This is a genomic window from Serratia sp. TMDUHS_CL, from assembly GCF_037137105.1.
GTDB classification, from domain to species: domain Bacteria; phylum Pseudomonadota; class Gammaproteobacteria; order Enterobacterales; family Enterobacteriaceae; genus Serratia; species Serratia nevei.
In genome coordinates, this window is the sequence record NZ_JBBBDV010000016.1 from 1 (window position 1) to 25309 (window position 25309).

Consider the following 25309-nt stretch of genomic DNA (forward strand, 5'->3'; position numbering starts at 1 on the left):
GTCAGTGGAGGCGCATTATAGGGAGTTCTCGGCGGGCCGCAACCCCTATTTTCAATATTTTTTCCGACCGTTGAATGTTTAACCAAAACACCGTTAAAGCGGCAGTTTTTTCAACGATTTAAAGCCGTAGCCCTGCAAAACGGGCAATAAAGCGTCAGTATCTTCATTTAGCGCCATGCAATACGCCAGATTCTCTTCCTGGCTCGAGACCAGATTTTCCTGCGTCGAGATGAGCCAGGCGGTACGACGGGCAATCGCCGCACCGGAATCCACCAGCCGGGTGCCTTCCGGCAACACCTGCATCAGCTCTTCAGCTAATAGAGGAAAATGAGTGCAGCCCAGCACGACGGTATCCGGCGGCTCGCGCATGCTCAGCCACGGATGCAGGATCTTCTTCAGCACCGGCAGCGGCACGGCTTCGCCGTGCAGCTTGGCCTCCGCCAGCTCCACCAGCTCTGAAGAGCCCAGCAGCTCAATCTTGCAGTCGGTAGCGAAACGGGAAATCAGTTCGTGGGTGTAGCTGCGCTGTACGGTGCCGCGAGTCGCCAACAGGCCGACAATGCCATTGACGGTAAGACGGGCGGCAGGCTTGATGGCGGGTACCACGCCCACGACCGGGAAACTGAAGCGCTCGCGCAGGGCCGGCAAAGAGACGGTGCTGGCCGTGTTACAGGCAATGACGACAATCGCCAGAGGATGCCGCTGCTGCACTGCGCCGACAATCTCCACCACGCGCTCAACGATAAACTCTTCGGACTTCTCGCCGTAGGGGAACGCCACGTTGTCGAAAGCGTATATATAGTGGAGATCCGGCAGCAACTGCCGAATCTCTTGATATACCGACAGCCCGCCGACGCCGGAATCGAAAACCAGCACCGTCGGGCGAGGTGTGGCGGTGCTGTTAGAAGGTATAGCTTCCAGTGAGGTAGTATTCTCTTCCTGGAGTAGCGTAGCCATAGGCCGTCTCATAATCTTTATCAAACAGGTTGGCAATTCTACCACGAACTGTCAGATGAGATGTGACCGGATACGAAACTGCGAGATCCCACAGGCTCACTCCGCCAAGTTTAACCGTCGGGCTTGGATAAACGCCATAATCCTTGTCGTAGCGCTCACCTAAGTATTGATAGGTCACTGCCCAGTCAAAGTCGTACAGCTGCCAATCCAGCTCATATTTCACCTGTTGTTTCGCGCGGCGCAGCAGCACTTCGTTGGTTTTAGCATTGCGCGGGTCGACATAATCGTAACCAATCTGATGCGTCAACGGACCGGTTTCAAAAGAAGCGGTGGCCTCTACGCCCTTAATGGTCGCCTTACCGATATTGTAATAACGGTAACTCACCGGATCGCTGTCAATCAGGTTATCAATGTCGTTGCGATAACCGGAAACGCGCCAGGTCACCGGCCCGGTCAAACCTTCGAAGCCGCCTTCCCACTGTTTGCTTTCTTCCGGCTTCAAGTTGCTATTGCCATAAGTGGTACTAAACAGCTGGTTCATGTTTGGCGCTTTAAACGCGGTGCCATAGGAAGCGATGAAGCGGTATCCTTCGATGAACTCCCAGGCCGCGCTGGTTTGCCACGTGCCGTGCCAGCCGAACTCCGAATTATCGTCGCCGCGCGCGGCAGCCTCAAGCGTCACCGGCCCCACCAGTTGCTGCCCGGTCAGATAGATGCCGGTATTGCGCTGGCTTCTCTCGCGGCTGACGGACGCGGTGCCCGGTTTGATCTGTTGATCCTGCCAGTCGGCACCCGCACTGACGGTGCCTTGAGCCACCTTGAAAGTATTGCCCCACTGCAGATTGTATTGCTCCGAATCATCCAGGCTGGAGGAGATCGCATACTGCCCTTTGCGCGGATCGTAATTGTAGTCTTTGCTGTGGCTATAGCTTCCCACTAACTGCGTGGCGTAAATCCCTTCCTGATAGCGCAACCCGGTGTCCCAAGTTTGACTATACAGTTTGCGCGTATCCGGCAGACCGGTGATATTGAAATTTTTATCGTAAGAATAAAAGCCGTCGTAGCCCGTACGGTTGTCGTAGCCATATCCACGCACAAAGCCGCTGATTTGCTCGTTGAACCGGTGCTGTACCGCCCCATATAGCGATTTGCTCATGAAGCCATCGCGATCGGGCTGCGGAATGCTGGTGTTGCCTTCAGCCACCACATCATACCCTTTGGTATAAGTGTAATTCCCTGCCACCGTCGCCACGGTGCTATCGCCCAGCTGTTGCTGGGTCGACGCGTCATAGGCCTGATAGCCGTTGGAGCCGACGCCTGCAGAGAGCGTAGTACCGTTCTTTTCACGCGTGGTGATGATGTTGACCACACCACCGATGGCGTCGGAACCGTACACCGCCGAGCGCGGGCCGCGAATGTATTCGACTTTCTGCACCAGCGAAATCGGGATTTGGCTGAGATCGGAAGAGCCGCTGACGCCCGCCTGGTTAAGGCGAATGCCGTCGATCAATACCAAGACATGGCTGGAGTTGGTGCCGCGAATAAACAGTGAGCTCTTTTGCCCCAGCCCGCCGTTTTGGCCGATGTCCACGCCCGGCAAACGGCGCATCACGTCGGTCAGGCTCTTGGCCTGCCAACGATCGATATCGTTACGGGTGACGATAGAAGTCGGCGCCAGCACGGAAGAAACCGGCTGCGGGAAGCGGTTGGCGGTCACCACCAGGTTATCGCCATTCGTGGCTGTCGTGTTGTCTTGCGCCCATCCAGAAAAAGCCGTGACGGAGGAGACCACCGCCAGCAGCGTATTTTTTGTAATTGTCATGAGAAAAGCATCCAAACTTAATTGGCGGATGCCGCAGGATCATGGCCGGTAGTTCGCGACGGCCACGGACATTGCGACGTAACACCGGCAGGTCTTCGGGCTTGGGATTTGCGGGCCGCGGGGTGCGACCGGCAACGGGCGATGACTTCCCATCCTGCAGTGGACAGTGTCTGCGTCGAAACGCTATCGCCGTGACTTCCCCTTACCGCTGCGCGTCAGCTCCGGATTCACACCGGATTCCCTTTTCACTCGCTGCTTGAGGCCGGACGGCAATGCTACGATCAATGAAAATAGATGTCTAGACTGCTACTAATGTTACAAATAATAAACGCGACAAAACTGGACTTCACGGGCTGATTCCCTACAATCCCCGCTGATCAAATTTGCCTGACGAGAAGACACACATGACGCCCGAGAATTTGCCTATTGAACGTTACGATGACCAACTGGCGGAGAAAGTCGCCCGCCTGAAGACGTTGATGTCACCGTTCGCGGCGCCCGAGCCGGAAGTGTTCCGCTCGCCAGTCGACCACTACCGCATGCGCGCCGAATTCCGCATCTGGCACGACGCGGACGACATGTACCACATCATGTTCGATCAGCAGACCAAGCAGCGTATTCGCGTCGATCAATTCCCGGCCGCCAGCGAACTGATCAACCGCCTGATGAGCGCCCTGCTCGCCGCGCTGAAACCGGAGCCGATCCTGCGCCACAAGCTGTTCCAGATCGATTATCTGTCGACGCAAAGCGGCAAAATCATCGCCTCGCTGCTGTACCACCGCAAGCTGGATGACGTTTGGCAACGGCGCGCCGAGCAGCTGCGTGACGAACTGCGCGCTCAGGGTTTCGATCTGCAGCTGATCGGCCGGGCGTCGAAGACCAAAATCATGCTCGACCAGGATTATGTTGACGAAGTGCTGCCGGTCGCCGGCCGCGACATGATCTACCGCCAGGTGGAAAACAGCTTCACTCAGCCCAACGCGGCCATGAACGTGCAGATGCTGGAATGGGCGCTGGCGGTGACCGCCGGTTCCAAAGGCGATTTGCTGGAGCTGTATTGCGGCAACGGCAACTTCTCGCTGGCGCTGGCGCGCAATTTCGAGCGCGTGCTGGCGACCGAGATCGCCAAACCGTCGGTGGCGGCGGCGCAATACAACATCGCTGCCAACCATATCGACAATGTGCAGATCATCCGCATGGCGGCGGAAGATTTCACCCAGGCGATGAACGGGGTGCGCGAATTCAACCGGTTGAAGGGCATCGATCTGAGCGGTTACAACTGCGAGACAATTTTCGTCGATCCGCCGCGTAGCGGGCTGGACGATGAAACGGTGAAGATGGTGCAGGCCTACCCGCGCATTCTGTATATCTCATGCAACCCGGAAACGCTGTGCGCCAACCTGGAAACGCTGCAGGCCACGCACCGGGTCAGCCGCCTGGCGCTGTTCGATCAGTTCCCGTATACCCATCACATGGAATGCGGCGTGCTGCTGGAAAAGCGCTGCTGATACGACAGGGGCGCCATCATGGCGCCCCGTTGCATTACGACTCTTGAGTCGGCGCATCCGGCGCCTTGCGCGCCTTCAGTTTGACTCCGATCCACAGCACCAACGCCACGCAGATTACCGACGGCAGGAAGTTGGAACCGATCTGCGGGTATTCTGCGCGCACGATGGCGCTGTACATCAGCAGCCCCAGCAGGAAACAGGCCGCCGCCAGCTTCGGCATGCCGTCCGGCATGGCGCGGTTCAGGTAACGCTGATGCAGGCAGTACACCGCCAGCACCAACGCGATCAGCGGGAAGATCGAAAACGGCACCACCGAGCTGAACAGCGCGGCAAACGAACCGTTGATCGAAAGGCCGGCAATCAACGCCAGCAGTAAGGTGCCATTTTCACGGCCTGGTTTTTCCATCATTTTTTACCTTTTTTATACGTGGGACACAGAAGCTTTTTCTTGTTCGCGACGATACCAGTAATACGCCCCTTTGGAGATCATCCGCAGCTGCAGCACCAGCCGTTCTTCCAGCTGCTGCCGCTGCTCGACGTCGATATCCAGCGCTTCCGCGCCGGCGCTGAACACGATGGTGACCATCGCTTCCGCCTGCGCTTCGGTAAAGCTGCGCGGCATGTGATTTTCCAACTCGAGGTAGTCCGCCAGTTCGGCGATGAAATGCTGGATCTCGCGCGCCACCGCCGCACGGAATGCCGCCGACGTGCCGGAGCGCTCGCGCAGCAGCAGGCGGAAGGCGTTCGGGTTGTTGCCGATAAATTCCATAAAGGTGGACACCGAAGTGCGGATCACGCTGCCGCCCTTGGCGATGCGTTGGCGCGCCTGGCGCATCAACTGACGCAGCATCAGGCCGCTTTCGTCCACCATGGTCAGCCCCAGCTCATCCACATCGCGGAAATGGCGGTAAAACGACGTGGGCGCGATGCCCGCCTCGCGTGAAACTTCCCGCAGGCTCAGGCTGGCGAAGCTGCGTTCGGCGCTCAGCTGGCTGAATGCGGCTTCGATCAGGGAACGACGAGTCCGTTCTTTTTGTTGTGCTCTGACGCCCATATGCATATCCGGATAGGTTCCATTCTCTCAGTCTAACGCCCTAGACTCGGCAATATAGCAAATTTTATTGCAACAGCATTTATACTAACGCGCTCTATCACACTTCCGCCCTGAGCCGATTGTGCTTTGCCTCAAAAAGCCTAATGGTGATTGGGTGAGCAGCGCTATGATGTTAAGATACCGTTGTAATCTTGTATAAAAAAACAGGTCTCTCCTACATGCAACAGCACTATCAATTTGATGCCATTGTGATTGGCTCGGGCCCTGGTGGTGAAGGTGCCGCCATGGGGCTGGTGAAACAGGGCGCCCGCGTGGCCGTTATCGAACGGTACAACAACGTAGGCGGCGGATGTACCCACTGGGGCACCATCCCTTCCAAAGCCCTCCGCCACGCCGTCAGCCGCATTATCGAATTCAACCAGAACCCGCTTTACAACAACTCGCGCACGCTCAGCGCGACCTTCCCTGACATTTTACGCCACGCCGATAACGTCATCAGCCAGCAGACCCGCATGCGCCAAGGCTTCTATGAGCGGAACCAGTGCAAACTGTTCGCCGGCGACGCGCGCTTCATCGACGCCAACACCGTCAGCGTCAGCTACATGGACGGCACCCAGGACACCATCCGCGCCGACCACATCGTGATCGCCTGCGGCTCGCGCCCTTACCATCCGGCCAGCGTCGATTTCAATCACCCGCGCATCTACGACAGCGATTCCATTCTCGAGCTGAGCCATGAACCGCGCCACGTGATCATTTACGGCGCCGGGGTGATCGGCTGCGAATACGCGTCTATCTTCCGCGGCCTGAACGTCAAGGTGGATCTGATCAACACTCGCGATCGCCTGCTGGCGTTCCTCGATCAGGAGATGTCGGATTCGCTCTCTTACCACTTCTGGAACAACGGCGTGGTGATCCGCCACAACGAGGAGTTCGAGAAGATTGAAGGCACCGAAGACGGCGTGATCGTACACCTGAAATCCGGCAAGAAGGTGAAAGCGGACTGCCTGCTGTACGCCAACGGCCGTACCGGCAACACCGATTCGCTGGGGTTGGAAAACGTCGGCCTGGAATCGGACAGCCGCGGGCTGCTGAAGGTGAACAGCATGTACCAAACCGCGCTGTCGCACATCTACGCGGTCGGTGACGTGATCGGCTATCCGAGCCTGGCTTCCGCCGCCTACGATCAGGGCCGCATCGCCGCGCAGGCGATCGCTTCCGGCGAAGCCAGCGGTCACTTAATCGAAGATATCCCGACCGGCATCTACACCATTCCGGAAATCAGCTCCGTCGGCAAAACCGAGCAGGAACTGACGGCGATGAAGGTGCCGTATGAAGTGGGCCGCGCCCAGTTCAAACATCTGGCGCGCGCGCAGATCGCCGGGATGAACGTCGGCAGCCTGAAGATCCTGTTCCATCGCGACACCCTGCAGATCCTCGGGATCCACTGCTTCGGCGAGCGTGCGGCGGAGATCATCCACATCGGTCAGGCGATCATGGAACAGAAAGGTGAAGGCAATACTATCGAGTATTTCGTTAATACGACCTTCAACTATCCGACCATGGCCGAAGCCTACCGGGTGGCGGCGCTTAACGGCTTAAACCGCCTGTTTTAACGCGTTGTCGATGTAGCCCTGCATGTGCTCGCGGATCGCTTCGGCCAACTGCTCATAACGGCTGCGCAGTGGGGAACCGGGGCGATACACCAACGCGATGGTGCGCTTCGGTTCCGGCTTGTAGCAATCCAGATAGCAGACGCCGTCGCGTTCGCGCTGCGGCGGCACCGCCAGTGACGGCAGCAGGGTAATGCCGCTGCCGGCCGCGACCATATTGCGCAGCGTTTCCAGACTGGTGGCGCGGAAGTGGGTATCCTCATCCGCGCCCGCCTGGAAGCAGAAGCCCATCGCCTGATCGCGCAGGCAGTGGCCATCTTCCAGCATCAGCAGCTTCTCTCCCGCCAAATCCGGCATCGCCACGCGCTCGCGCTGCGCCCACGGGTGATCGGAATACACCGCCAGCTTCATCGGTTCATCGAACAGAGGCACTTCGATAAACGCCTCGGTTTCCTTCACCAATGCCAGAATGGCGCAGTCCAATTTGCCGCTGTCGAGTTGCGCCAGCAGTTGCTGGGTTTGCGCTTCGTGCAGGTACATTTCCAGTTTCGGGAAAGTTTTGTGCAGCGTCGGGATGATCTGCGGCAGCAGATAAGGCCCCACGGTCGGGATCAGGCCGATGTGCAGCGGCCCGGACATGGCTTCGCCCTGCTGGCTGGCCATCTCCTTCAATACTTTCACTTCGCGCAGCACGGTACGCGCCTGCTCCACCAGCAACAGACCCGCCTGGGTGAACAGCACCTTGCGGCTGGTGCGCTCGAGCAGCATGACGCCCAACTCGTCTTCCAGCTTGCGGATCTGCCCGCTCAGCGTGGGCTGGCTCACATGGCATGAATCGGCCGCACGGCGGAAGTGCCGGTGCTCGGCCAAGGCGACCAGATACTCTAAATCACGAATATTCATTGTTTCCCTCCATTCCATGATAGCTCATGGCGATAGATAAGATAGCAATGAGCGATTAGATCTATCAAGCCCCAGCGACAATAATGTGTCCCAACGAAGCGATATCGCGCTAAATGCTAAAAATTACTTTTCCTAATTAAGGGGTTAATCAATGTTTACCAGTCAAGAAGGCAAGAAAGTTCCTCAGGTTACTTTCCACACCCGTCAGGGCGACCAATGGATTGATGTGACCACTGATGACCTGTTCAAAAACAAAACGGTCATCGTGTTCTCGCTGCCGGGCGCGTTCACGCCGACCTGCTCTTCGAGCCATCTGCCGCGCTACAACGAGCTGTCCAGCGTATTCAAACAGCACGGTGTCGACGGTATTCTGTGCGTCTCGGTGAACGACACCTTCGTGATGAACGCCTGGAAAGCCGATCAGCATGCGGAAAACATCACCTTCGTGCCGGACGGCAACGGTGAATTCACCAAAGGCATGAACATGCTGGTCGAGAAAGCGGATCTGGGCTTTGGCCCACGTTCATGGCGCTACTCGATGCTGGTGCGCGACGGCGTGGTCGAGAAAATGTTCGTCGAACCGAACAAACCGGGCGACCCGTTTGAGGTGTCCGACGCCGACACCATGCTGAAATACCTGGCGCCGGAATTCAAAGTGCAGGAGTCGGTCTCCCTGTTCACCAAACCAGGCTGCCCATTCTGCGCCAAAGCCAAACAGATGCTGCAAGAACGCGGCATTCAGTATGAAGAGATCGTGCTGGGCAAAGACGCCACCACCGTCAGCCTGCGCGCCGTCAGCGGCCGCGCCACGGTGCCGCAAGTGTTCATCGGCGGCCGTCACATCGGTGGCAGCGACGATCTGGAAACTTTCCTGTCAGCTTAATAAGTAATAACAAAGCCAACGTGAACTTTGGCGGGCTACGGCCCGCCCTTTTTTTACCTTTCAGGAGCGGATATGAAACTGTTGAACGTTGATGTCGCGGTCATCGGCGGCGGCACCGCAGGGCTCGGCGCCTATCGCGCGGCCAAACTGTCTACCCCCAGCGTGGTGATGATCGAAGGCGGGCCTTACGGCACCACCTGTGCGCGCGTTGGCTGTATGCCATCCAAGTTGCTGATCGCCGCTGCCGAAGCGGTGCATCAAATCGAACGCGCGCCGGGCTTTGGCGTGCACCCAACCGGTAAAACCCGCATCGACGGACGTGAAGTGATGGCGCGCGTCAAGCGCGAACGCGATCGCTTCGTCGGTTTCGTGCTGGAAGGCGTGGACGAGATCCCGGCCGGCGACAAAATTCAGGGCTATGCCCGCTTTATCGACGACAACACGCTGCAGGTCGATGACCATACGCGCATCGTGGCGCAGCGCATTGTGATCGCCACCGGCTCCCGCCCCAGCTGGCCGGCGCCGTGGAGCGAACTGGGCGATCGTCTGATCGTCAACGACGACCTGTTCAACTGGGATGATTTGCCGCAGTCCGTAGCGGTATTCGGTCCCGGCGTCATCGGGCTCGAGCTGGGGCAAGCGCTGCACCGCCTCGGCGTCGACACCAAGGTCTTCGGCATCGGCGGTGCAGTCGGGCCGCTCACCGACAGCGCCGTGCGCGACTACGCCGCCAAAGCACTGGGGGAAGAGTTCTATCTCGACGCCGACGTGAAGGTAGAGATGATGCAGCGCGAAGGCGACAAGGTGTTTATCCGCTATCGGAACCTGCAGGGCCAACCGCAGGAGATCCTGGTGGACTACGTGCTGGCCGCCACCGGCCGCCGCCCCAACGTCGATCGGCTGGGCCTCGAAAATACCGGCTTGCAACTCGACGCCCGAGGCGTACCGCTGGCCGACCGCCTGACGATGCAAACCAGCGTGCCGCATATTTTCATCGCTGGCGACGCCAGCAACCAACTGCCGCTGCTGCACGAGGCCAGCGATCAGGCACGTATCGCCGGCGCCAACGCCGGCAGCTTCCCGGAGATCAACCCGGGCCTGCGCCGCAGCGCGATTTCGGTGGTGTTCTCCGATCCGCAGATCGCCATGGTCGGCTCAACCTTCCGCGAGCTGAGCGAGAAGTTCAGTGCCTGCGGCTGCTTTGAAGTGGGCAACGTCTCGTTTGAGAATCAGGGCCGCTCGCGGGTGATGCTGCGCAACAAAGGCATTCTGCACCTCTACGGCGAGCAAGGCACCGGCCGTTTCCTCGGCGCGGAAATGATCGGACCGGACGCCGAACACATCGCACACCTGCTGGCCTGGGCTCACCAGCAGCAGATGACCGTCGATCAGATGCTGGACATGCCGTTCTATCATCCGGTGATCGAAGAAGGTTTGCGCACCGCGCTGCGCGATCTGCAGGCGAAGCTCAAACTCGGCACGGCCGAAATCGAGCGCTGCCAGCGCTGCCCGGGCGAATAACCTCTCATTCTCCGTTCATCCCCACCGGGCCTTCAGGCCCGGTTTTCTTGCACAGCACTTCCCTCCCTCCTCTTGCCTCACGGCCCTTCTGCGCTCATTTTTTATGCGCCGACATTAAAATGATACCAATATTGATACTAAAATGAAGAAAGGAGCCAGAATGGAGGAAGAACATGGAAAGGCATGAACACTATACCTATCGCATCACCTGGTCAGCGGAAGATCGTGAATATGTCGGGCTGTGCGCCGAATTCCCCTCGTTGTCCTGGCTGGCGGCCACGCGTACCGGCGCACTGGAGGGTATCGAAAAAGTCGTGAGCGAAACGATCGCCGATATGCTGGCGCAAGGCGAAACGCCGCCGCAGGCGCTGGCGGAAAAGAACTTCAGCGGAAAACTGGTGCTGCGCATGACGCCGGAACAGCATCGCCGGCTGGCGCTCGGCGCGATGGAGGAAGGCGTGAGCCTGAACCGCTATCTGTGTGCACGTCTGGCGGGGTAAAGGTTCAAGGGCGGCGCCGGGCCGCCCTTGTCGTCGTCAGGCCAAACGCTGTTTCGCTGCGGCGATTGCCGCGGCCACCTGCTGCGGTGCGACGCCACCTTTGGCCGCACGCTTGTCCAGGCAGGATTGCAACGCCAGGATCGGGTAAACGTCGTCGCCGATCGTCGCGCTAAACTGCTGCAAGTCCGCCAGCGGCAGCGCTTCCAGCGGTTTACCCTGGCGAATCGCTTCTACCACCGCCTCGCCGACGATGTGGTGCGCTTCGCGGAACGGCACGCCCTTGGCGACCAGGTAATCCGCCAGCTCTGTGGCATTGGCATAGCCCTGCTCCGCCGCTTCCTGGCAGCGCGGGCGTTTCACCTGGATGCCGTCCAGCACCAGCGCCGCCACCTGCAGGCAGTCCATCCAGGTGTCGAGCGCGTCGAACAGCCCTTCTTTGTCTTCCTGCATGTCTTTGTTGTACGCCAGCGGCAGGCCTTTCAGCGTCATCATCATACCGGTCAGCGCGCCCTGTACGCGGCCGCATTTGCCGCGGATCAGCTCCAGCGCGTCCGGGTTTTTCTTCTGCGGCATCAACGAAGAGCCGGAGGTCACGCGGTCGGACAGCTCGACAAACGCCGCTTCGCCGCTGTTGAAGAAGATCAGATCTTCGGCGAAGCGCGACAGGTGCACCATGCTGATGGCGGCGTTGGACAGCAGCTCCAGCACGTGATCGCGATCGGATACGCTGTCCAGGCTGTTGCGGGTCGCCGAGGCGAAGCCCAGCCAGCCGGCCAGCTGCTCGCGATCGATAGGATAAGCGGTGCCGGCCAGCGCGCCGCTGCCCAGCGGGCTGACGTCCAGCCGTTTCAGGGTATCCTGCAGACGGCTCTCATCGCGCGCCAGCATCTCGACATAGGCCAGGCACCAGTGCGCGAAAGTCACCGGCTGCGCGCGTTGCAGGTGGGTATACCCCGGCATCACCGCATCCTGGTTGGCTTCGGCGGTCTCCACCAGCGCCTGCTGCAGCTGGACGATCGCCTGATGCAGATCGCCGATCTGCTGTTTGCACCACAGCTTCAGATCGGTCGCGACCTGATCGTTGCGGCTGCGGCCGGTGTGCAGCTTCTTGCCCAAATCACCGACCTTCTCGATCAGCTTCTGCTCCACCCAGCTGTGGATGTCTTCGGCATCGCTTTGGACGATCGCCAAAGGGTCGGCCTGGACCTCCGTCAGTAGCGCATTCAGCGCCTGCTCCAGCTGCTGTTGCTCCGTTGCCGTCAACACGTTAACGGTCACCAGCGCCTTCGACCAGGCCACCGAGCCCACGATATCCTGCTCCGCCAGGCGATAATCGAACCGCAGCGAATCGTTGAGTTGCTTGAACCGCTGATCCGCCGCCTGAGTGAACCGTCCGCCCCAAAGTGCCATATCTTACTCCTGAATTTTTATGCGAAAGGGCGCAGCATGCTGCGCCCTTGCAGAGTCACGCCAATCGATTATTTATTCTTTTTCTCGTTCAACGCGCGGATGCGTGAAGACAGAGAGAACAGGCGAATAAAGCCGCCCGCGTGGCTGTGATCGTAAACTTCGTCTTCGCCGAAGGTGGCGAACTCTTCGGAGTACAGGCTGTTGGCCGATTTCTTCTGGGTCGCCGTCACCTGGCCTTTGTACAGCTGCAGCACGACTTCGCCGTTCACCTCTTCCGCCAGCGCTTCGGCAGAAGCCTGCAGCGAGCGGCGCAGCGGCGCGAACCAGCGGCCGTCGTACACCACATAGGACATCTCCAGGCCCAGCTGCTCGCGCCATTTGAAGCTGTCGCGATCCAACACCAGCTGTTCGACGGCGCGCAGCGCCGCCACCATGATGGTGCCTCCCGGGGTTTCATAGCAGCCGCGGGATTTGATGCCCACCAGGCGGTTTTCCACGATGTCGATACGGCCGACGCCGTGCTTGGCACCCAGCGCGTTCAGGGTTTCCAGGCACTGGTAAGGCGACAGCGCTTTACCGTTAACCGCCACAACGCGGCCTTTCTCAACGGTAACGGTCACCTGCTCAGGCTGATCCGGCGCTTCCTGCGGATCGACGGTCCATACCCAGCAATCTTTGTTCGGCGCATTCCACGGGCTTTCCAGCACGCCGCCTTCGGTGGAGATGTGCCAGGCGTTCTCATCGCGGCTGTAGATTTTTTCCAGCGACGCGGTGGTCGGAATGTTGCGCTCTTTCAGGTAATCCAACAGCGCTTCACGGGAACGCAGGTTCCACTCACGCCACGGCGCCACCACTTTCAGCTGCGGCGCCAGCGCGGTGTAGGTGGTCTCGAAACGCACCTGGTCATTGCCTTTGCCGGTCGCACCGTGGCACAGCGCGTCGGCGCCCACTTTCAACGCCAGCTCAACCTGCGCCTTGGCGATGATCGGCCGCGCCATCGACGTGCCCAGCAGGTAGCTGCCTTCGTACAGGGCGCCGGTCTGCAGCACTGGATAAACGTAATCGCGGATAAATTCTTCACGCAGATCCACCACGTGACATTCAGAGGCACCGGACTGCAGGGCTTTTTGCTCCACGCCTTCCAGATCGCTGCGCTCCTGACCGATGTCCGCCACGAACGCCACCACTTCACAGCCGCCGTAGTTCTCTTTCAGCCATGGAATGATGGCCGAGGTATCCAGGCCGCCGGAGTACGCCAGAACGATTTTTTTGATGCTTTGGTTTTGCATGATCTATTCCTTTCTAATTCTAAAATTAAGCGAGGATCCGGGTGCCAATCGACACGCCGTTAAACAAAGCAGGAAGCTGATCGGCATGGCGCCAGCTGGCGATATCCACCGGGCGGCCGAGGGTGCGGGCCGCGTCGAGCGCCGCATTCACCTTCACCACCATACCATCGGTGATGATGCCTTGCGCGATCAGTTGTTCCGCTTTTTGCGCCGTCATTTCCGCAATGCGTTGCCCCTTGCCGTCGAGGATGCCGCTGACGTCCGACAGCAGGATCAGATCCGCCCCCAGCGTCGCCGCCAGCGCCGTCGCCGCCTGATCGGCGTTCACGTTCATTAACTGCCCTTCGGCGGTGATGCCGATGGAGCTGACCACCGGCAGGTAGCCGGCGCTCAGCAGGGTATTGAGCAGCGCGGGCGAACCGGGCTGCGCGTTGCCGACGTGGCCCAATGCCGGATCGAGCGGGGTCACGACCGCGCTGCCGCCATCCGCCAGGCTCAGGCCGACGGCGTTGATTTGATGTTTAATCGCCCACGCCAGCAGCGTTTTGTTGGCGGTGCCGGCCAGCGCGCCGGTGATGATGTCGATCTGATCGGCCGGCGTGACCCGCAGGCCGTTCTTTTTCACCACCGGCAAAGAGAGCTGCTTCATCAGTTCGTCCACCACGCAGCCGCCGCCGTGCACGATCACCAGCGGGCGCTGATGCTGCTGCCGGTAGCTGTCCAGCGCGGTAAACAGGCGCTCCAGCGCTTCTTCACTGTCTAATAACACGCCACCTAACTTGATAATTAACGGGTTCATTGCTGTTTACTCACGCTGGTTTAAAGGAGTGACTGGGTTTCCGGGAAGCCGAAACGGATATTCAGGCATTGCACCGCCTGCGCCGCCGCGCCTTTCAGCAGGTTATCTTCCACCGCTACGGCGATCAGATGCTCGCCCTGCACCGCAAAACCGATGTCGCAGAACGGCAGCCCCACCACCGCTTTCAGCGCTGGCACGCCCTGGTCGTATAACCGCACCAGCGGCTTGTCGTCATAGGCGGCATGATAGGCGGCCGCGACGTCCTGCGCGGTCACGCCGGCCTTCAGGCGGCAGGTGATGGTTTCAAGGATACCGCGCGGGAAGTTGCCCAGGTGCGGCGTAAAGATAACCGGCACGCCCAGGTGCGCGGCGATCTCCGGCTGGTGCCGATGAGTGAAAATACCGTACGGCTGCAGGCTCACTTCGCAGAAGCTGGTGGTCATGCTGGCCTTACGACCGGCGCCGCTGACGCCGCTGGTGGCGTTGATCACCGGCCACTGGTCGAGGTTCAGCAGCTGCTTCTCGATCAACGGCTTCAGCGCCAGCTGCGCCGCCGTCGGGTAACAGCCCGGCACGGCAATCAGCTGCGCCTGTTTAATCTTGTCGCTCTGCCATTCCGCCAGGCCGTACACCGCCTGCTCCAGCAGGGCGCCATGCTGATGTTCAAAACCGTAGTACTGGCTATAAAAACCGGCGTCCTGCACGCGGAAGGCGCCCGACAGATCGAACACCACGCAGCCCGCCGCCAGGAAGGCCGGTGCGATATCGTGGCTGACTTCATGGGCGGTGGCGAGGAACACCACGTCGATGCCCTGCGCCGCCTTGGCAACGTCGGTCAACGGCTGCAGCGGCAGATCGACGATGCCTTTCAACTGGGGATGGAGATCGGAAAGCAACTTTCCTGCATCTGCACTTTGCGCTGAAACCGCTAAAGCGGTTATGTTCATGTGTGGGTGGCGATTCAGGTAAGCCGTGAGCTCCGCTCCGGCGTAACCGCTGGCACCAACGATCAGCGTATTCAACATGTGGCCTTTCACCTTCTAAACTGACGTGCGGTCGCTTGCGACCCAGGTAACAGGGCTAGCCAGCGTTGTTGCGCCGTTCACCCACGGAGCCAGGCGTTGATGCTTTTATAAACATCCGGGTATCGGGTTCCCTTACGCTTCGGCTTACTGTATTTTTATTCAAAATAAATGCATGAATATTGATACTATCCTAACCAAAGGCTGTCAACAGTGAAGATGAAATTACCTCCATTTATTGAGCTGTACCGGGCGTTGATCGCAACGAAGTCGATCAGCGCCACCGATGCCGGCCTCGATCAGAGCAATGAGGCGTTAATCAACTTGCTGGCCGGATGGTTTGCCGACCTGGGCTTTCGCGTCGACGTACAGCCGGTGCCGGAATCGCGCCACAAATTCAACCTGCTGGCCAGCATCGGCGAAGGCAGCGGCGGCCTGCTGCTGGCCGGCCATACCGATACGGTGCCTTACGACGAAGGCCGCTGGACGCGCGATCCCTTCACCCTGACCGAGCACGACAACAAGCTCTACGGCCTGGGCACCGCCGACATGAAAGGCTTCTTCGCCTTTATTCTGGATGCGGTGCGCGACATCGACGCGAGCAAACTGACCAAGCCGCTGTACATTCTGGCTACCGCAGATGAAGAAACGACGATGGCCGGCGCACGTTATTTCGCCGCCTCCACCGCCATTCGGCCGGATTTCGCCATCATCGGCGAACCAACCTCGCTGCAGCCGGTGCGCGCACACAAGGGCCACATGGCCAACGCCATTCGCATCGTCGGCCAGTCCGGCCATTCCAGCGATCCGGCGCGCGGCGTCAACGCCATCGATCTGATGCACGAATCCATCGGCCGCCTGATGGAGCTGCGCAAAACCCTGCAGGAGCGCTACAACAACCCGGCGTTCGCCGTGCCTTATCCCACCATGAACTTCGGCCATATCAGCGGCGGCGACGCGGCCAACCGCATCTGCGCCTGCTGTGAGCTGCACCTGGATATCCGCCCGTTGCCCGGCATGACGCTCGACAACATCAACGAGCTGATGCATCAGGCATTGGAGCCGGTGAGCCAACGCTGGCCGGGCCGCCTGACCATCGAAGAGCTGCACGCGTCGGTGCCGGGTTACGAATGCCCGACCGACCACCGCATGGTGGCGGTGATCGAGGAACTACTGGGCACCCGCACGCAGGTGGTCAACTACTGCACCGAAGCGCCGTTCGTGCAGCAGGTTTGCCCGACGTTGGTGCTCGGCCCCGGTTCCATCGATCAGGCCCACCAGCCGGACGAATATATCGACACCGCGTTTATCGAACCGACGCGCAAACTGTTGGGCCAGCTGGTCAATCACTTTTGCCGGCAATAAACCCGACATTTAGCAGGGGAAATGCTTTATGCTTTCCCCTACCTCAAAATAAGTAGAAAACGGCGAAATAAGCCACGCTGATAACCGACGCGGCGTAATTAAATTTCAGAAAATGCGCCGATTTTGATGTTTTTTTGCTAAAAATAGTGTCAATTGACGATTGGACAGGAACGCGATGTGATCAGGCGGGCGGTCTGCGCCTGACGCGTGAAATTTATTTACAAGATAAAAATCATACAGAACTGGGTCAGGGGTTATATGAACGAACAATATTCGGCAATGCGCAGTAATGTCAGTATGCTCGGCAAATTGCTCGGCGATACCATCAAAGAAGCGCTGGGCGAGCATATTCTCGATCGCGTTGAGACCATCCGTAAGCTTTCCAAATCTTCACGCGCCGGCAACGAAGCGCATCGCCAGGAGCTGCTCTCCACCCTGCAGAACCTGTCCAACGACGAGCTGCTGCCGGTGGCGCGCGCCTTCAGCCAGTTCCTCAACCTGACCAACGTCGCCGAGCAGTACCACAGCATTTCGCCCAACGGCGAAGCCGCCAGCAACCCGGAAGCGCTGGCGCAGCTGTTCAGCCGCCTCAAAGACAAAAAGCTCAGCGACAAAGAGCTGCAGCACGCGGTGTCGCAACTTTCCATCGAGCTGGTGCTGACGGCGCACCCGACGGAGATCACCCGCCGCACCCTGATCCACAAGCTGGTGGAGGTGAATACCTGCCTCAGCCAGCTCGATCACAACGATCTGGCCGACTACGAGCGCAACAAGATCATGCGCCGCCTGCGCCAGCTGGTGGCCCAGTCGTGGCACACCGATGAAATTCGCAAACATCGCCCCTCCCCGATCGACGAAGCCAAATGGGGCTTCGCGGTGGTAGAAAACAGCCTGTGGGAAGGCGTGCCGGCGTTCCTGCGCGAGTTCAACGAGCAGTTGGAAAACTCCATCAATTACAGCCTGCCGGCGGAAGCGGTACCGGTGCGCTTCACCTCCTGGATGGGCGGCGACCGCGACGGCAACCCGAACGTGACCGCCGAAATCACCCGCCATGTGCTGCTGCTCAGCCGCTGGAAAGCCTGCGACCTGTTCACCCGCGATATCCAGGTGCTGGTCTCCGAGCTGTCGATGACCGAATGCACCCCGGAGCTGCGCGCCCGCGCCGGCGGTGACGAGGTGCAGGAACCGTACCGCGAAATCATGAAGCAGCTGCGCAGCCAGCTGATGAGCTCCCAGGCCTATCTGGAAGGCCGTCTGAAGGGCGAACGCGTGCTGAAGCCGCACGACCTGCTGGTGAACAACGAGCAGCTGTGGGAGCCGCTGTATGCCTGCTACCAATCGCTGCAGGCCTGCGGTATGGGCATCATCGCCAACGGTCAGCTGCTGGATACCCTGCGCCGCGTGCGCTGCTTCGGCGTGCCGCTGGTGCGCATCGACGTGCGCCAGGAAAGCACCCGCCATACCGAAGCCATCGCCGAGCTGACCCGCTACCTGGGGCTGGGCGACTATGAAAGCTGGTCGGAAGCCGATAAACAGGCGTTCCTGATCCGCGAACTGAACTCCAAACGCCCGCTGGTGCCGCTTAAGTGGCAACCGAGCGCCGACACGCAGGAAGTGCTGGAAACCTGCCGGGTGATCGCCGAAGCGCCGCAGGGCTCGATCGCCGCCTACGTGATTTCGATGGCGCGCACGCCTTCCGACGTGCTGGCGGTGCACCTGCTGCTGAAAGAGGCCGGCTGCCCGTTCGCGCTGCCGGTCGCTCCGCTGTTCGAAACCCTCGACGATCTGAACAACGCCGACGACGTAATGACCCAGCTGCTGAACATCGACTGGTATCGCGGCTTTATTCAGGGCAAACAGATGGTAATGATCGGCTACTCCGACTCGGCGAAAGACGCCGGCGTGATGGCCGCTTCCTGGGCGCAGTACCGTGCGCAGGACGCGTTGATCAAAACCTGTGAAAAAGCCGGCGTGGCGCTGACGTTGTTCCATGGGCGCGGCGGCTCCATCGGCCGCGGCGGCGCACCGGCGCATGCGGCGCTGCTGTCGCAGCCGCCAGGCAGCCTGAAGGGCGGCCTGCGCGTCACCGAACAGGGCGAGATGATCCGCTTCAAATTCGGCCTGCCGGAAGTCACCATCAGCAGCCTGGCGCTGTATGCCGGCGCGATCCTCGAGGCCAACCTGCTGCCGCCGCCGGAACCGAAGAAAGAATGGCGGGCGTTGATGGACGATCTGTCCGAGACCTCCTGCCGAATGTATCGCGGCTACGTGCGTGAAAACCCGGACTTCGTGCCTTACTTCCGCGCGGCCACGCCGGAACTGGAACTGGGTAAACTGCCGCTGGGCTCACGCCCGGCCAAACGCAAGCCGAACGGCGGCGTGGAAAGCCTGCGCGCCATTCCGTGGATCTTCGCCTGGACGCAGAACCGCCTGATGCTGCCGGCCTGGCTCGGCGCCGGTGCCGGATTGCAGGAAGCGGTGAAAGCCGGCAAGCAGGCGGAGCTGGAGGCGATGTGTCGCGACTGGCCGTTCTTCTCCACCCGCATCGCCATGCTGGAAATGGTGTTCGCCAAAGCCGACCTGTGGCTGGCGGAATACTACGATCAGCGCCTGGTGGATAAATCGCTGTGGCCGCTGGGCCAACAGCTGCGCGATCAGCTGGAAAGCGACATCAAGGTGGTGCTGACCATCGCCAACGATGCGCACCTGATGGAAGACCTGCCGTGGATCGCCGAATCCATCGCGCTGCGCAACGTTTATACCGACCCGCTGAACGTCTTGCAGGCCGAGCTGCTGCATCGTTCGCGTCAGCAGGAGCAGCCGGACGCCCGCGTCGAGCAGGCGCTGATGGTCACCATCGCCGGCGTCGCCGCCGGGATGCGCAACACCGGCTAGTGAGCCTAATCGCGGCCCCGTTTATCGGGGCCGTTTTTTTATGTCTTGTCTTCCCCACAAAAAAAGGGCGCCGCGGTAAAGCGACGCCCTTTTTCAATGGAACAAGCCTGTCAGGCGGCGGCCACCGGGCGCACGCCCAGCGTGTGGCAGATGGCGTAGCTCATCTCGGCGCGGTTCAGCGTATAGAAGTGGAAATCTTTCACCCCTTCGCGGCTGAGGATCTTCACCATGTCCATGGCGATGTTGGCACCGACCATTTTGCGGGTCTCCGCATCGTCGTCCAGCCCTTCGAACATGCTGGTCATCCAGCTTGGCACCCGCACGTTGGTCATGGTGGCGAAGCGCTGCAGCTGCTTGAAGTTGGACACCGGCAGAATGCCCGGCACGATTTCCACGTCGATACCGGCGGCGACGCAGCGGTCGCGGAAGCGCAGGTAGCTCTCAACGTCGAAGAAGAACTGGGTGATGGCGCGGCTGGCGCCGGCATCGATCTTACGTTTCAGGTTAATCAAATCGGCCTGGGCGCTCTTCGCCTCCGGGTGCACTTCCGGGTAGGCAGCGACGGAAATATCGAAGTCACCCACGTCTTTCAGCAGCGCCACCAGATCGGTCGCGTACATTTCCGGCTTGCCGGCGCCCGGCGGCAGATCACCGCGCAGCGCCACGATATGGCGGATGCCGCTGTTCCAGTAATCGGTCGCGATGTCGCGCAGCTGCGCCGGGCTGGCGTCGATGCAGGTCAGGTGCGGCGCCGCCTCCAGGCCAGTGCGCTCCTTGATCCCCTTGATGATGCTGTGGGTGCGATCGCGCTCGCCGGAGTTGGCACCGTAGGTGACGGAAACGAATTTGGGTTTGAGGATGCTCAGACGATCGATCGACTGCCACAGGGTCTCTTCCATCTCGCTGGTGCGCGGCGGGAAGAACTCGAATGATACGTTAATCTGGCCGTTCAACTCCGCCAGACTCTGATTCAGCGCTTCCCGCTGGTTTGCGTGGAAAAAGCTCATACCCTGCTCACCTCTTATCGATCACTGTTTTTATTTCATTTTGATGAGCGTCTATACGTTTAGACGTCTAGATAGAAAATGCCGCATGTTGGCTAAAGAGTCAACAGGAAAATGAGGGGAATAAGATGATTAATCTTCACCCGCTCAACGAGGGAATTTCATGACGGCGGCAGGGATAAGTATGGCAGGAAAAGCAAAGGGGCGCGGTGAACCCGCGCCCGCAGAGGATTAAAGCAGCTGTGCCAACCGGTTAAGGTCTGACTGGATCGCGCCGGCGGTCACGTCGCGGCCGGCGCCCGGCCCGCGGATCACCAGCGGATTATCGCGATACCAGCGGCTTTCGATGGCGAACACGTTGTCGCACGGCAGCAGCGAGGCCAGCGGATGCTCAGGACGCACCGCCTCCACGCCGACCCGCGCCTTGCCGTTGGCATCGAAACGCGCCACGTGACGCAACACCAGGCCCATTTCGCTGGCGGCCTCAAAGCGCTGCTGCATCTGCTGGTTCAGCGCCTCGCCGTTCTCGAAGAACTGATCGACGGAGCCCAGCTCGCAGCCCGCCGGCACCAGCGACTCGACCCGCACCTGGTTCGGTTCGATGTCGTAGCCCGCTTCGCGCGCCAGGATCACCAGCTTGCGCATCACGTCCTGACCGGAGAGATCGACCCGCGGATCCGGTTCGGTCAGCCCCTGCTGCCAGGCCTGATCCACCAGTTCGGTAAACGGCACCGTGCCGTCATACTGCAAGAACAGCCAGGAAAGCGTGCCGGAGAAGATGCCGCTGATCGCCAAAATGCTGTCGCCGCTGTCGCGCAGATCGCGCACCGTATGGTTGACCGGCAGCCCGGCGCCGACGGTAGCGTTATACAGCCAGTGGCGGCCGGTTTTGGCGAAGGCGTCGCGAATTTGGCGATAGGTATCGCTGCACGAGGCGCCCGCCAGCTTGTTGGCGCCGATCACGTGGAAACCGTAGCTGGCGAAATCCAGATACTGCCCGGCCAGCTCTTCACTGGCGGTCACATCGAGCACCACCAGATCGTCGAACGGGTGCGCGCGCATCCACAGGAACAGCGACTCTTCGTCAAGTTCCTGCGCCTCGTCCTCAAAGAACGCCAATGCACGGCTGGCATCCAGCCCGTCGTAGTTCAGCAGGCTGCGGCGGCTGTCCACCACCCCCGCCAGGATAAATTCGAAGCCGCTGCGCGCGGAGATATTGGTCTGCTCACGGGCGAACAGCTCCAGCCAGCGCGACCCGATGTTGCCCTTGCCGAACAGCACCAGACCGATGCGCTTCTCGGCACGGAACAGGCTTTGGTGCAGCCCCTGAATCAGCAGAGCGGTCGGCCCCTGGCGCAATACCGCCACCAGGCTGATGCCATCTTCGGCCTGCCAGATAAACTCGACCGGCTGATCTTTCAGTTGCTGATAGAAACGGTGGCTGTGCAGCGGGTTCTTGCATACCCCGGCGCCGACCATCGCCACCAGCGCCAACCCTTCGCGCAGGTGCAGTTCACCCGGCAGCGCCGAGGCCTGCAGGGTCGCCAGCGCGCTGTTGACCACCTCGGAGGTGTAGCACAGCTGTATCCGATTGCGGTCAGGATGGATGCCCACCGCCAGCGGTTTGATCTGTGCGCGCTTGAGCACCAGATCCAACTCTTTCTGCGCCAGTTTGAAGTCGTGCTGAGCGGCGACGTGCAGCTCAATCAGACACACGTCGTCGTGGCTGGTGACAATCTTGGCGCCGGTGCCGGACGCCAATACGCGCTCGATGCGCGTCGAGCCCTGCTCCGGCTGGTAGCTGCAGCGCAGCTGAAGATCGATATCGCTGCCGGAGACCGGCTGCAGGGTGCGGGTATGCAGCACCGGCGCCGCCAGGCGCGCCAGCTCGCTGGCTTCGTCCAGGCGCAGCAACGGCAGCAGGCAGGCGTCTTTCACCTTGCGCGGGTCGGCGCTGTATACCCCGGCCACGTCGCTCCAGATGGTGACGCGCGCCGCGCCGGCCAACGCGCCGACCTGAGTGGCTGAATAGTCGCTGCCGTTGCGCCCCAACAGCACGGTTTCCCCGGCGTCGTTGCGCGAAATGAAGCCGGTCACCACCAGGCGCTTGCCCGGATGTTGGGCCAACAATTGTTGCAGCAGCGGATAAGAACGGCCTTCATCCACCTGCGGCTGCGCGGCGCGCTCGGCGCGCAGGAAATCACGCGCATCCAGCCAGGCCGCCTGCATATCCAGGTGGTTGAGCACCGCCGCCATCAGGCGCGCCGACCAGATCTCGCCGTGCCCGACCACTTCGGCATAGCACACCTCGTCGACTTTGCCGTCCAGCAGCACCGCCAGACGTTCCAGATCCTGAATGAACTCGGCGATCAGCGGCTCGGCGCTTTCCGCCGGCAGCAGGCCGCCGATAAGATCGCTATGATAGCGGCGCAACGTCTGCTGCACCTGGTGCGCAGACAGCCGATCGCTCTGGCTGAGCTTCAGCCAGTTGATCAACTGGTTGGTGGTACTGCCGGCGGCCGATACCACCATCATGTCGCCCGGCTGGCTGTATTCCGCCATAATCCCGGCCACACGCAGATAACACTTCACATCCGCCAGACTGCTGCCGCCAAACTTGTGCAGTTGACGCCCGCTCACCGGCCCTGCTACAGCAATTGCATTCATGCTTACCTCGTTGCCGCCGCCTGGAAAGCGCGTTCCAGATCGGCAATCAAATCTTCACTGTCTTCAATACCCACGGAAATGCGCAGCAGGCTCTCGGAAATGCCGGCCGCTGCCCGCGCCTCCGCCGCCATGCCGGCGTGGGTCATGGTCGCTGCATGCGAGATCAGGCTTTCTACGCCGCCCAGCGATTCTGCCAGAGTAAACAGCTCAAGGGCAGAGAGAAAACGGCGCAGCACCGCTTCATCGCCGTCCAGTTCAAAACTCAGCATCGCGCCGAAGCCACGCTGCTGCCGGCGGGCGATCTCATGCCCCGGGTTTTCCGGCAGGGAAGGATGATACAGCTTTTTCACCAGCGGTTGCTGCTGTAAATAGCCGACAATCGCTTCGGCGTTTTGCTGCGCCGCCTTGATGCGCGGCGACAGCGTGCGCATGCCGCGCAGCAGCAGATAGCTGTCGAACGCGCCGCCGGTCACGCCGATATTGTTCGCCCACCAGGCCAATTCGACCGCCAGCTCGGGATCTTTGGCAATCACCGCGCCGGCCACCACGTCCGAATGCCCGTTCAGGTATTTGGTGCAAGAATGGACCACCAGATCGGCACCGAGTTCGATCGGCTGTTGCAGGGCCGGGCTGAGGAAGGTGTTGTCCACCACCGTCAACGCGCCCGCCGCGTGTGCGGCGGCGCAGATCGCCGCGATGTCCACCACCCGCAGCAGCGGATTGCTGGGGCTTTCAATCAGCACCAGCTTCGGCTTTTGCGCCAGCGCCTGCTGCAGGGCTTCTTCATTACCCTGATCGACGAACAGCACGCGATAGGCGCCGCGCTTGCTCAGGCTGTCGAACAACCGATAGCTGCCGCCGTAGCAGTCGTGCGGCGCCACCAGCAGATCGCCCGGCTTCAGCAGCACGGTGGTCACCAGATGGATCGCCGACATCCCGCTGCCGGTCATCACCGCGCCGGCGCCGCCTTCCAGCTCCGCCAACGCGCGTTGCACCACGTCGCGCGTCGGGTTGCCGCGGCGCGAGTAATCATGGGCTCGGGGTTGGTTGAAGTCGGTAAAGTTATAGGTGCTGGACAGATGAATCGGCGGGACAACGCAGCCATACTGTTCGTCGTCGTTCAGGCCGCTGCGTACGGCAATCGTGGCTGGTTTACGCGTCATGGGCTCGCTCGGCTCTCGGTTCGGTGAATGAGGCCTAAAGAGTAATCGCAGGATTGATAGACGTCAATACATCTGGACATCTAAACTTCTCTGCGTATAGATTGAGCAATGGCACAATACCCGCTAAAATTATGCCGATATGACATGACGATAAGATGTTAAGCCACAATGTCCGGCCGAGGCGGGGCATTCAGTGACCCTGGTCGCGTAAAATTGACATTTATTTAGTGAGAACAGTGAAGATCGGGCATAATTGGCCGGTTTTTAGAATTTTGTAATTTTTCTGACAAAGTTAAGGTGTCCCATGGCTGAGTGGAACGGCGAGTATGTCAGCCCTTACGCTGAACACGGTAAAAAAAGCGAGCAAGTCAAAAAGATCACGGTATCCATTCCGCTGAAGGTCCTGAAAATCCTCACCGACGAACGGACCCGTCGCCAGGTGAACAACCTGCGCCACGCCACCAACAGCGAACTGCTGTGCGAAGCGTTTCTGCATGCCTTTACCGGCCAGCCGCTGCCGAACGATGAAGACCTGCGCAAAGAGCGCAGCGATGAAATCCCGGAAGCCGCAAAAGTGTTGATGCGCGAACTGGGTGTCGATCCCGATACCTGGGAATATTGAGAACCGTCCGGCGAACGCCGGCGGCAGAAACGAAAAAAGGCGCCAAAGGCGCCTTTTTCATCGGACGATAAGAAATCTTATTTCTTAGCGCCTGGTACGCTGAAACGCTTGTTGAAGCGGTCAACGCGGCCACCGGTAGCAACGTCACGCTGCTTGCCAGTGTAGAACGGGTGGCATGCGCCACAAACGTCCAGGTTCAGATCGTGGCCCACGGTGGAGCGGATCTTCATCACGTTACCGCAAGAGCAGTTAGCAGTAACTTCTTCGTATTTTGGGTGGATACCTTGTTTCATGGGAAACCTCAGTTAAGGC

21 protein-coding genes and 1 riboswitch are annotated in these 25309 nt (G+C 60.1%); of the genes, 8 read left to right on the forward strand and 13 right to left on the reverse strand.

Annotated features, from left to right (window positions below):
- Nucleotides 1-93: 93 nt before the first annotated feature.
- On the reverse strand, nt 94-957 hold the full coding sequence (murI, locus tag WCL58_RS22440; RefSeq protein WP_060424947.1) for a glutamate racemase: 864 nt from the start codon (nt 955-957) through the stop codon (nt 94-96).
- Nucleotides 902-2779, reverse strand: coding sequence for a TonB-dependent vitamin B12 receptor BtuB (gene btuB / locus WCL58_RS22445; protein WP_060424950.1), 1878 nt, complete (start codon nt 2777-2779; stop codon nt 902-904). Before btuB ends, murI begins: the two co-directional genes overlap by 56 nt.
- 69 nt (nt 2780-2848) lie before the next feature.
- Nucleotides 2849-3068: riboswitch (cobalamin riboswitch) on the reverse strand.
- 115 nt (nt 3069-3183) lie between these two features.
- On the opposite strand from btuB, the gene trmA reads away from it, so the two are divergent.
- Nucleotides 3184-4287, forward strand: coding sequence for a tRNA (uridine(54)-C5)-methyltransferase TrmA (gene trmA, locus WCL58_RS22450; protein ID WP_336851622.1), 1104 nt, complete (start codon nt 3184-3186; stop codon nt 4285-4287).
- A gap of 34 nt (nt 4288-4321) precedes the next feature.
- On the opposite strand, the gene WCL58_RS22455 is transcribed toward trmA, so the two are convergent.
- Together WCL58_RS22455 and fabR are read right to left on the reverse strand one after the other, a co-directional pair.
- Nucleotides 4322-4693, reverse strand: a complete 372-nt coding sequence (locus WCL58_RS22455) for a YijD family membrane protein (RefSeq protein ID WP_049201879.1) — start codon at nt 4691-4693, stop codon at nt 4322-4324.
- Between the two features lie 15 nt (nt 4694-4708).
- Nucleotides 4709-5341 carry an HTH-type transcriptional repressor FabR gene (gene fabR, locus WCL58_RS22460; RefSeq protein ID WP_004931044.1) on the reverse strand — a complete coding sequence of 211 codons (633 nt, stop codon included), beginning with the start codon at nt 5339-5341 and terminating at the stop codon, nt 4709-4711.
- A gap of 218 nt (nt 5342-5559) precedes the next feature.
- On the opposite strand from fabR, the gene sthA reads away from it, so the two are divergent.
- Nucleotides 5560-6957, forward strand: a complete 1398-nt coding sequence (gene sthA, locus WCL58_RS22465; RefSeq protein ID WP_004931047.1) for a Si-specific NAD(P)(+) transhydrogenase — start codon at nt 5560-5562, stop codon at nt 6955-6957.
- On the opposite strand, the gene oxyR is transcribed toward sthA, so the two are convergent.
- Nucleotides 6940-7857 carry a DNA-binding transcriptional regulator OxyR gene (oxyR, locus tag WCL58_RS22470; RefSeq protein ID WP_033636422.1) on the reverse strand — a complete coding sequence of 306 codons (918 nt, stop codon included), beginning with the start codon at nt 7855-7857 and terminating at the stop codon, nt 6940-6942. The genes sthA and oxyR overlap by 18 nt on opposite strands.
- A 151-nt stretch (nt 7858-8008) precedes the next feature.
- Here oxyR and WCL58_RS22475 point away from each other — a divergent pair, with 151 nt between their 5' ends.
- From WCL58_RS22475 to WCL58_RS22485, 3 genes are all read left to right on the forward strand, one after another.
- The gene (locus tag WCL58_RS22475; protein ID WP_019452251.1) at nt 8009-8740 is read left to right on the forward strand and encodes a glutathione peroxidase; all 732 of its coding nucleotides are present in this window, start codon (nt 8009-8011) and stop codon (nt 8738-8740) included.
- A 72-nt stretch (nt 8741-8812) separates the two neighbouring features.
- Nucleotides 8813-10261 carry a dihydrolipoyl dehydrogenase gene (locus WCL58_RS22480; RefSeq protein ID WP_336851623.1) on the forward strand — a complete coding sequence of 483 codons (1449 nt, stop codon included), beginning with the start codon at nt 8813-8815 and terminating at the stop codon, nt 10259-10261.
- A 173-nt stretch (nt 10262-10434) separates the two neighbouring features.
- A complete protein-coding gene (locus WCL58_RS22485) occupies nt 10435-10761 on the forward strand; it encodes a type II toxin-antitoxin system HicB family antitoxin (RefSeq protein WP_060424959.1) in 327 nt (108 codons plus the stop codon).
- A gap of 36 nt (nt 10762-10797) precedes the next feature.
- Here WCL58_RS22485 and argH read toward each other — a convergent pair whose 3' ends face one another.
- From argH to argC, 4 genes are all read right to left on the reverse strand, one after another.
- Nucleotides 10798-12171: an argininosuccinate lyase gene (gene argH, locus WCL58_RS22490; protein WP_336851624.1), complete on the reverse strand. Its 1374-nt coding sequence runs from the start codon at nt 12169-12171 to the stop codon at nt 10798-10800.
- A gap of 68 nt (nt 12172-12239) precedes the next feature.
- Nucleotides 12240-13460, reverse strand: coding sequence for an argininosuccinate synthase (locus WCL58_RS22495; protein ID WP_336851625.1), 1221 nt, complete (start codon nt 13458-13460; stop codon nt 12240-12242).
- A gap of 25 nt (nt 13461-13485) precedes the next feature.
- The gene (gene argB / locus WCL58_RS22500) at nt 13486-14259 is read right to left on the reverse strand and encodes an acetylglutamate kinase (protein WP_038872691.1); all 774 of its coding nucleotides are present in this window, start codon (nt 14257-14259) and stop codon (nt 13486-13488) included.
- Nucleotides 14260-14279: 20 nt separating this feature from the next.
- On the reverse strand, nt 14280-15284 hold the full coding sequence (gene argC / locus WCL58_RS22505) for an N-acetyl-gamma-glutamyl-phosphate reductase (protein ID WP_025304655.1): 1005 nt from the start codon (nt 15282-15284) through the stop codon (nt 14280-14282).
- A gap of 216 nt (nt 15285-15500) precedes the next feature.
- Here argC and argE point away from each other — a divergent pair, with 216 nt between their 5' ends.
- Entirely contained in the window at nt 15501-16646 is a 1146-nt protein-coding gene (argE, locus tag WCL58_RS22510; RefSeq protein ID WP_033649896.1) for an acetylornithine deacetylase, read from the forward strand.
- 258 nt (nt 16647-16904) lie between these two features.
- Complete coding sequence (gene ppc, locus WCL58_RS22515; protein ID WP_038872687.1) at nt 16905-19541, forward strand: phosphoenolpyruvate carboxylase; 2637 nt, start codon at nt 16905-16907, stop codon at nt 19539-19541.
- A gap of 110 nt (nt 19542-19651) precedes the next feature.
- Here ppc and metF read toward each other — a convergent pair whose 3' ends face one another.
- The 3 genes from metF to metB all read right to left on the reverse strand — a co-directional run bounded on the left by metF (nt 19652) and on the right by metB (nt 24375).
- On the reverse strand, nt 19652-20548 hold the full coding sequence (metF, locus tag WCL58_RS22520) for a methylenetetrahydrofolate reductase (RefSeq protein WP_089186590.1): 897 nt from the start codon (nt 20546-20548) through the stop codon (nt 19652-19654).
- Nucleotides 20549-20776: 228 nt separating this feature from the next.
- Nucleotides 20777-23212 carry a bifunctional aspartate kinase/homoserine dehydrogenase II gene (locus WCL58_RS22525; RefSeq protein WP_193158497.1) on the reverse strand — a complete coding sequence of 812 codons (2436 nt, stop codon included), beginning with the start codon at nt 23210-23212 and terminating at the stop codon, nt 20777-20779.
- A gap of 2 nt (nt 23213-23214) precedes the next feature.
- Nucleotides 23215-24375, reverse strand: a complete 1161-nt coding sequence (metB, locus tag WCL58_RS22530; protein WP_060448501.1) for a cystathionine gamma-synthase — start codon at nt 24373-24375, stop codon at nt 23215-23217.
- Between the two features lie 304 nt (nt 24376-24679).
- Here metB and metJ point away from each other — a divergent pair, with 304 nt between their 5' ends.
- Nucleotides 24680-24997, forward strand: a complete 318-nt coding sequence (gene metJ, locus WCL58_RS22535; protein WP_006317756.1) for a met regulon transcriptional regulator MetJ — start codon at nt 24680-24682, stop codon at nt 24995-24997.
- Nucleotides 24998-25074: 77 nt separating this feature from the next.
- Here the strand turns inward: metJ and rpmE are convergent, their stop codons facing one another.
- Nucleotides 25075-25290, reverse strand: coding sequence for a 50S ribosomal protein L31 (rpmE, locus tag WCL58_RS22540; RefSeq protein WP_004931078.1), 216 nt, complete (start codon nt 25288-25290; stop codon nt 25075-25077).
- Nucleotides 25291-25309: the final 19 nt, after the last annotated feature.

What these genes read in the sequence shown, in the direction of transcription:
- WCL58_RS22525 (WP_193158497.1), bottom strand. Translation starts at nt 23,212, where the DNA reads ATGAATGCAATTGCTGTAGCAGGGCCGGTGAGCGGGCGTCAACTGCAC.
- trmA (WP_336851622.1), top strand. Translation starts at nt 3,184, where the DNA reads ATGACGCCCGAGAATTTGCCTATTGAACGTTACGATGACCAACTGGCG.
- metB (WP_060448501.1), bottom strand. Translation starts at nt 24,375, where the DNA reads ATGACGCGTAAACCAGCCACGATTGCCGTACGCAGCGGCCTGAACGAC.
- ppc (WP_038872687.1), top strand. Translation starts at nt 16,905, where the DNA reads ATGAACGAACAATATTCGGCAATGCGCAGTAATGTCAGTATGCTCGGC.
- WCL58_RS22480 (WP_336851623.1), top strand. Translation starts at nt 8,813, where the DNA reads ATGAAACTGTTGAACGTTGATGTCGCGGTCATCGGCGGCGGCACCGCA.
- WCL58_RS22495 (WP_336851625.1), bottom strand. Translation starts at nt 13,460, where the DNA reads ATGCAAAACCAAAGCATCAAAAAAATCGTTCTGGCGTACTCCGGCGGC.
- metF (WP_089186590.1), bottom strand. Translation starts at nt 20,548, where the DNA reads ATGAGCTTTTTCCACGCAAACCAGCGGGAAGCGCTGAATCAGAGTCTG.
- WCL58_RS22475 (WP_019452251.1), top strand. Translation starts at nt 8,009, where the DNA reads ATGTTTACCAGTCAAGAAGGCAAGAAAGTTCCTCAGGTTACTTTCCAC.
- fabR (WP_004931044.1), bottom strand. Translation starts at nt 5,341, where the DNA reads ATGGGCGTCAGAGCACAACAAAAAGAACGGACTCGTCGTTCCCTGATC.
- metJ (WP_006317756.1), top strand. Translation starts at nt 24,680, where the DNA reads ATGGCTGAGTGGAACGGCGAGTATGTCAGCCCTTACGCTGAACACGGT.
- WCL58_RS22485 (WP_060424959.1), top strand. Translation starts at nt 10,435, where the DNA reads ATGGAAAGGCATGAACACTATACCTATCGCATCACCTGGTCAGCGGAA.
- rpmE (WP_004931078.1), bottom strand. Translation starts at nt 25,290, where the DNA reads ATGAAACAAGGTATCCACCCAAAATACGAAGAAGTTACTGCTAACTGC.
- argE (WP_033649896.1), top strand. Translation starts at nt 15,501, where the DNA reads ATGAAATTACCTCCATTTATTGAGCTGTACCGGGCGTTGATCGCAACG.
- argB (WP_038872691.1), bottom strand. Translation starts at nt 14,259, where the DNA reads ATGAACCCGTTAATTATCAAGTTAGGTGGCGTGTTATTAGACAGTGAA.
- murI (WP_060424947.1), bottom strand. Translation starts at nt 957, where the DNA reads ATGGCTACGCTACTCCAGGAAGAGAATACTACCTCACTGGAAGCTATA.
- argC (WP_025304655.1), bottom strand. Translation starts at nt 15,284, where the DNA reads ATGTTGAATACGCTGATCGTTGGTGCCAGCGGTTACGCCGGAGCGGAG.
- sthA (WP_004931047.1), top strand. Translation starts at nt 5,560, where the DNA reads ATGCAACAGCACTATCAATTTGATGCCATTGTGATTGGCTCGGGCCCT.
- oxyR (WP_033636422.1), bottom strand. Translation starts at nt 7,857, where the DNA reads ATGAATATTCGTGATTTAGAGTATCTGGTCGCCTTGGCCGAGCACCGG.
- WCL58_RS22455 (WP_049201879.1), bottom strand. Translation starts at nt 4,693, where the DNA reads ATGGAAAAACCAGGCCGTGAAAATGGCACCTTACTGCTGGCGTTGATT.
- btuB (WP_060424950.1), bottom strand. Translation starts at nt 2,779, where the DNA reads ATGACAATTACAAAAAATACGCTGCTGGCGGTGGTCTCCTCCGTCACG.
- argH (WP_336851624.1), bottom strand. Translation starts at nt 12,171, where the DNA reads ATGGCACTTTGGGGCGGACGGTTCACTCAGGCGGCGGATCAGCGGTTC.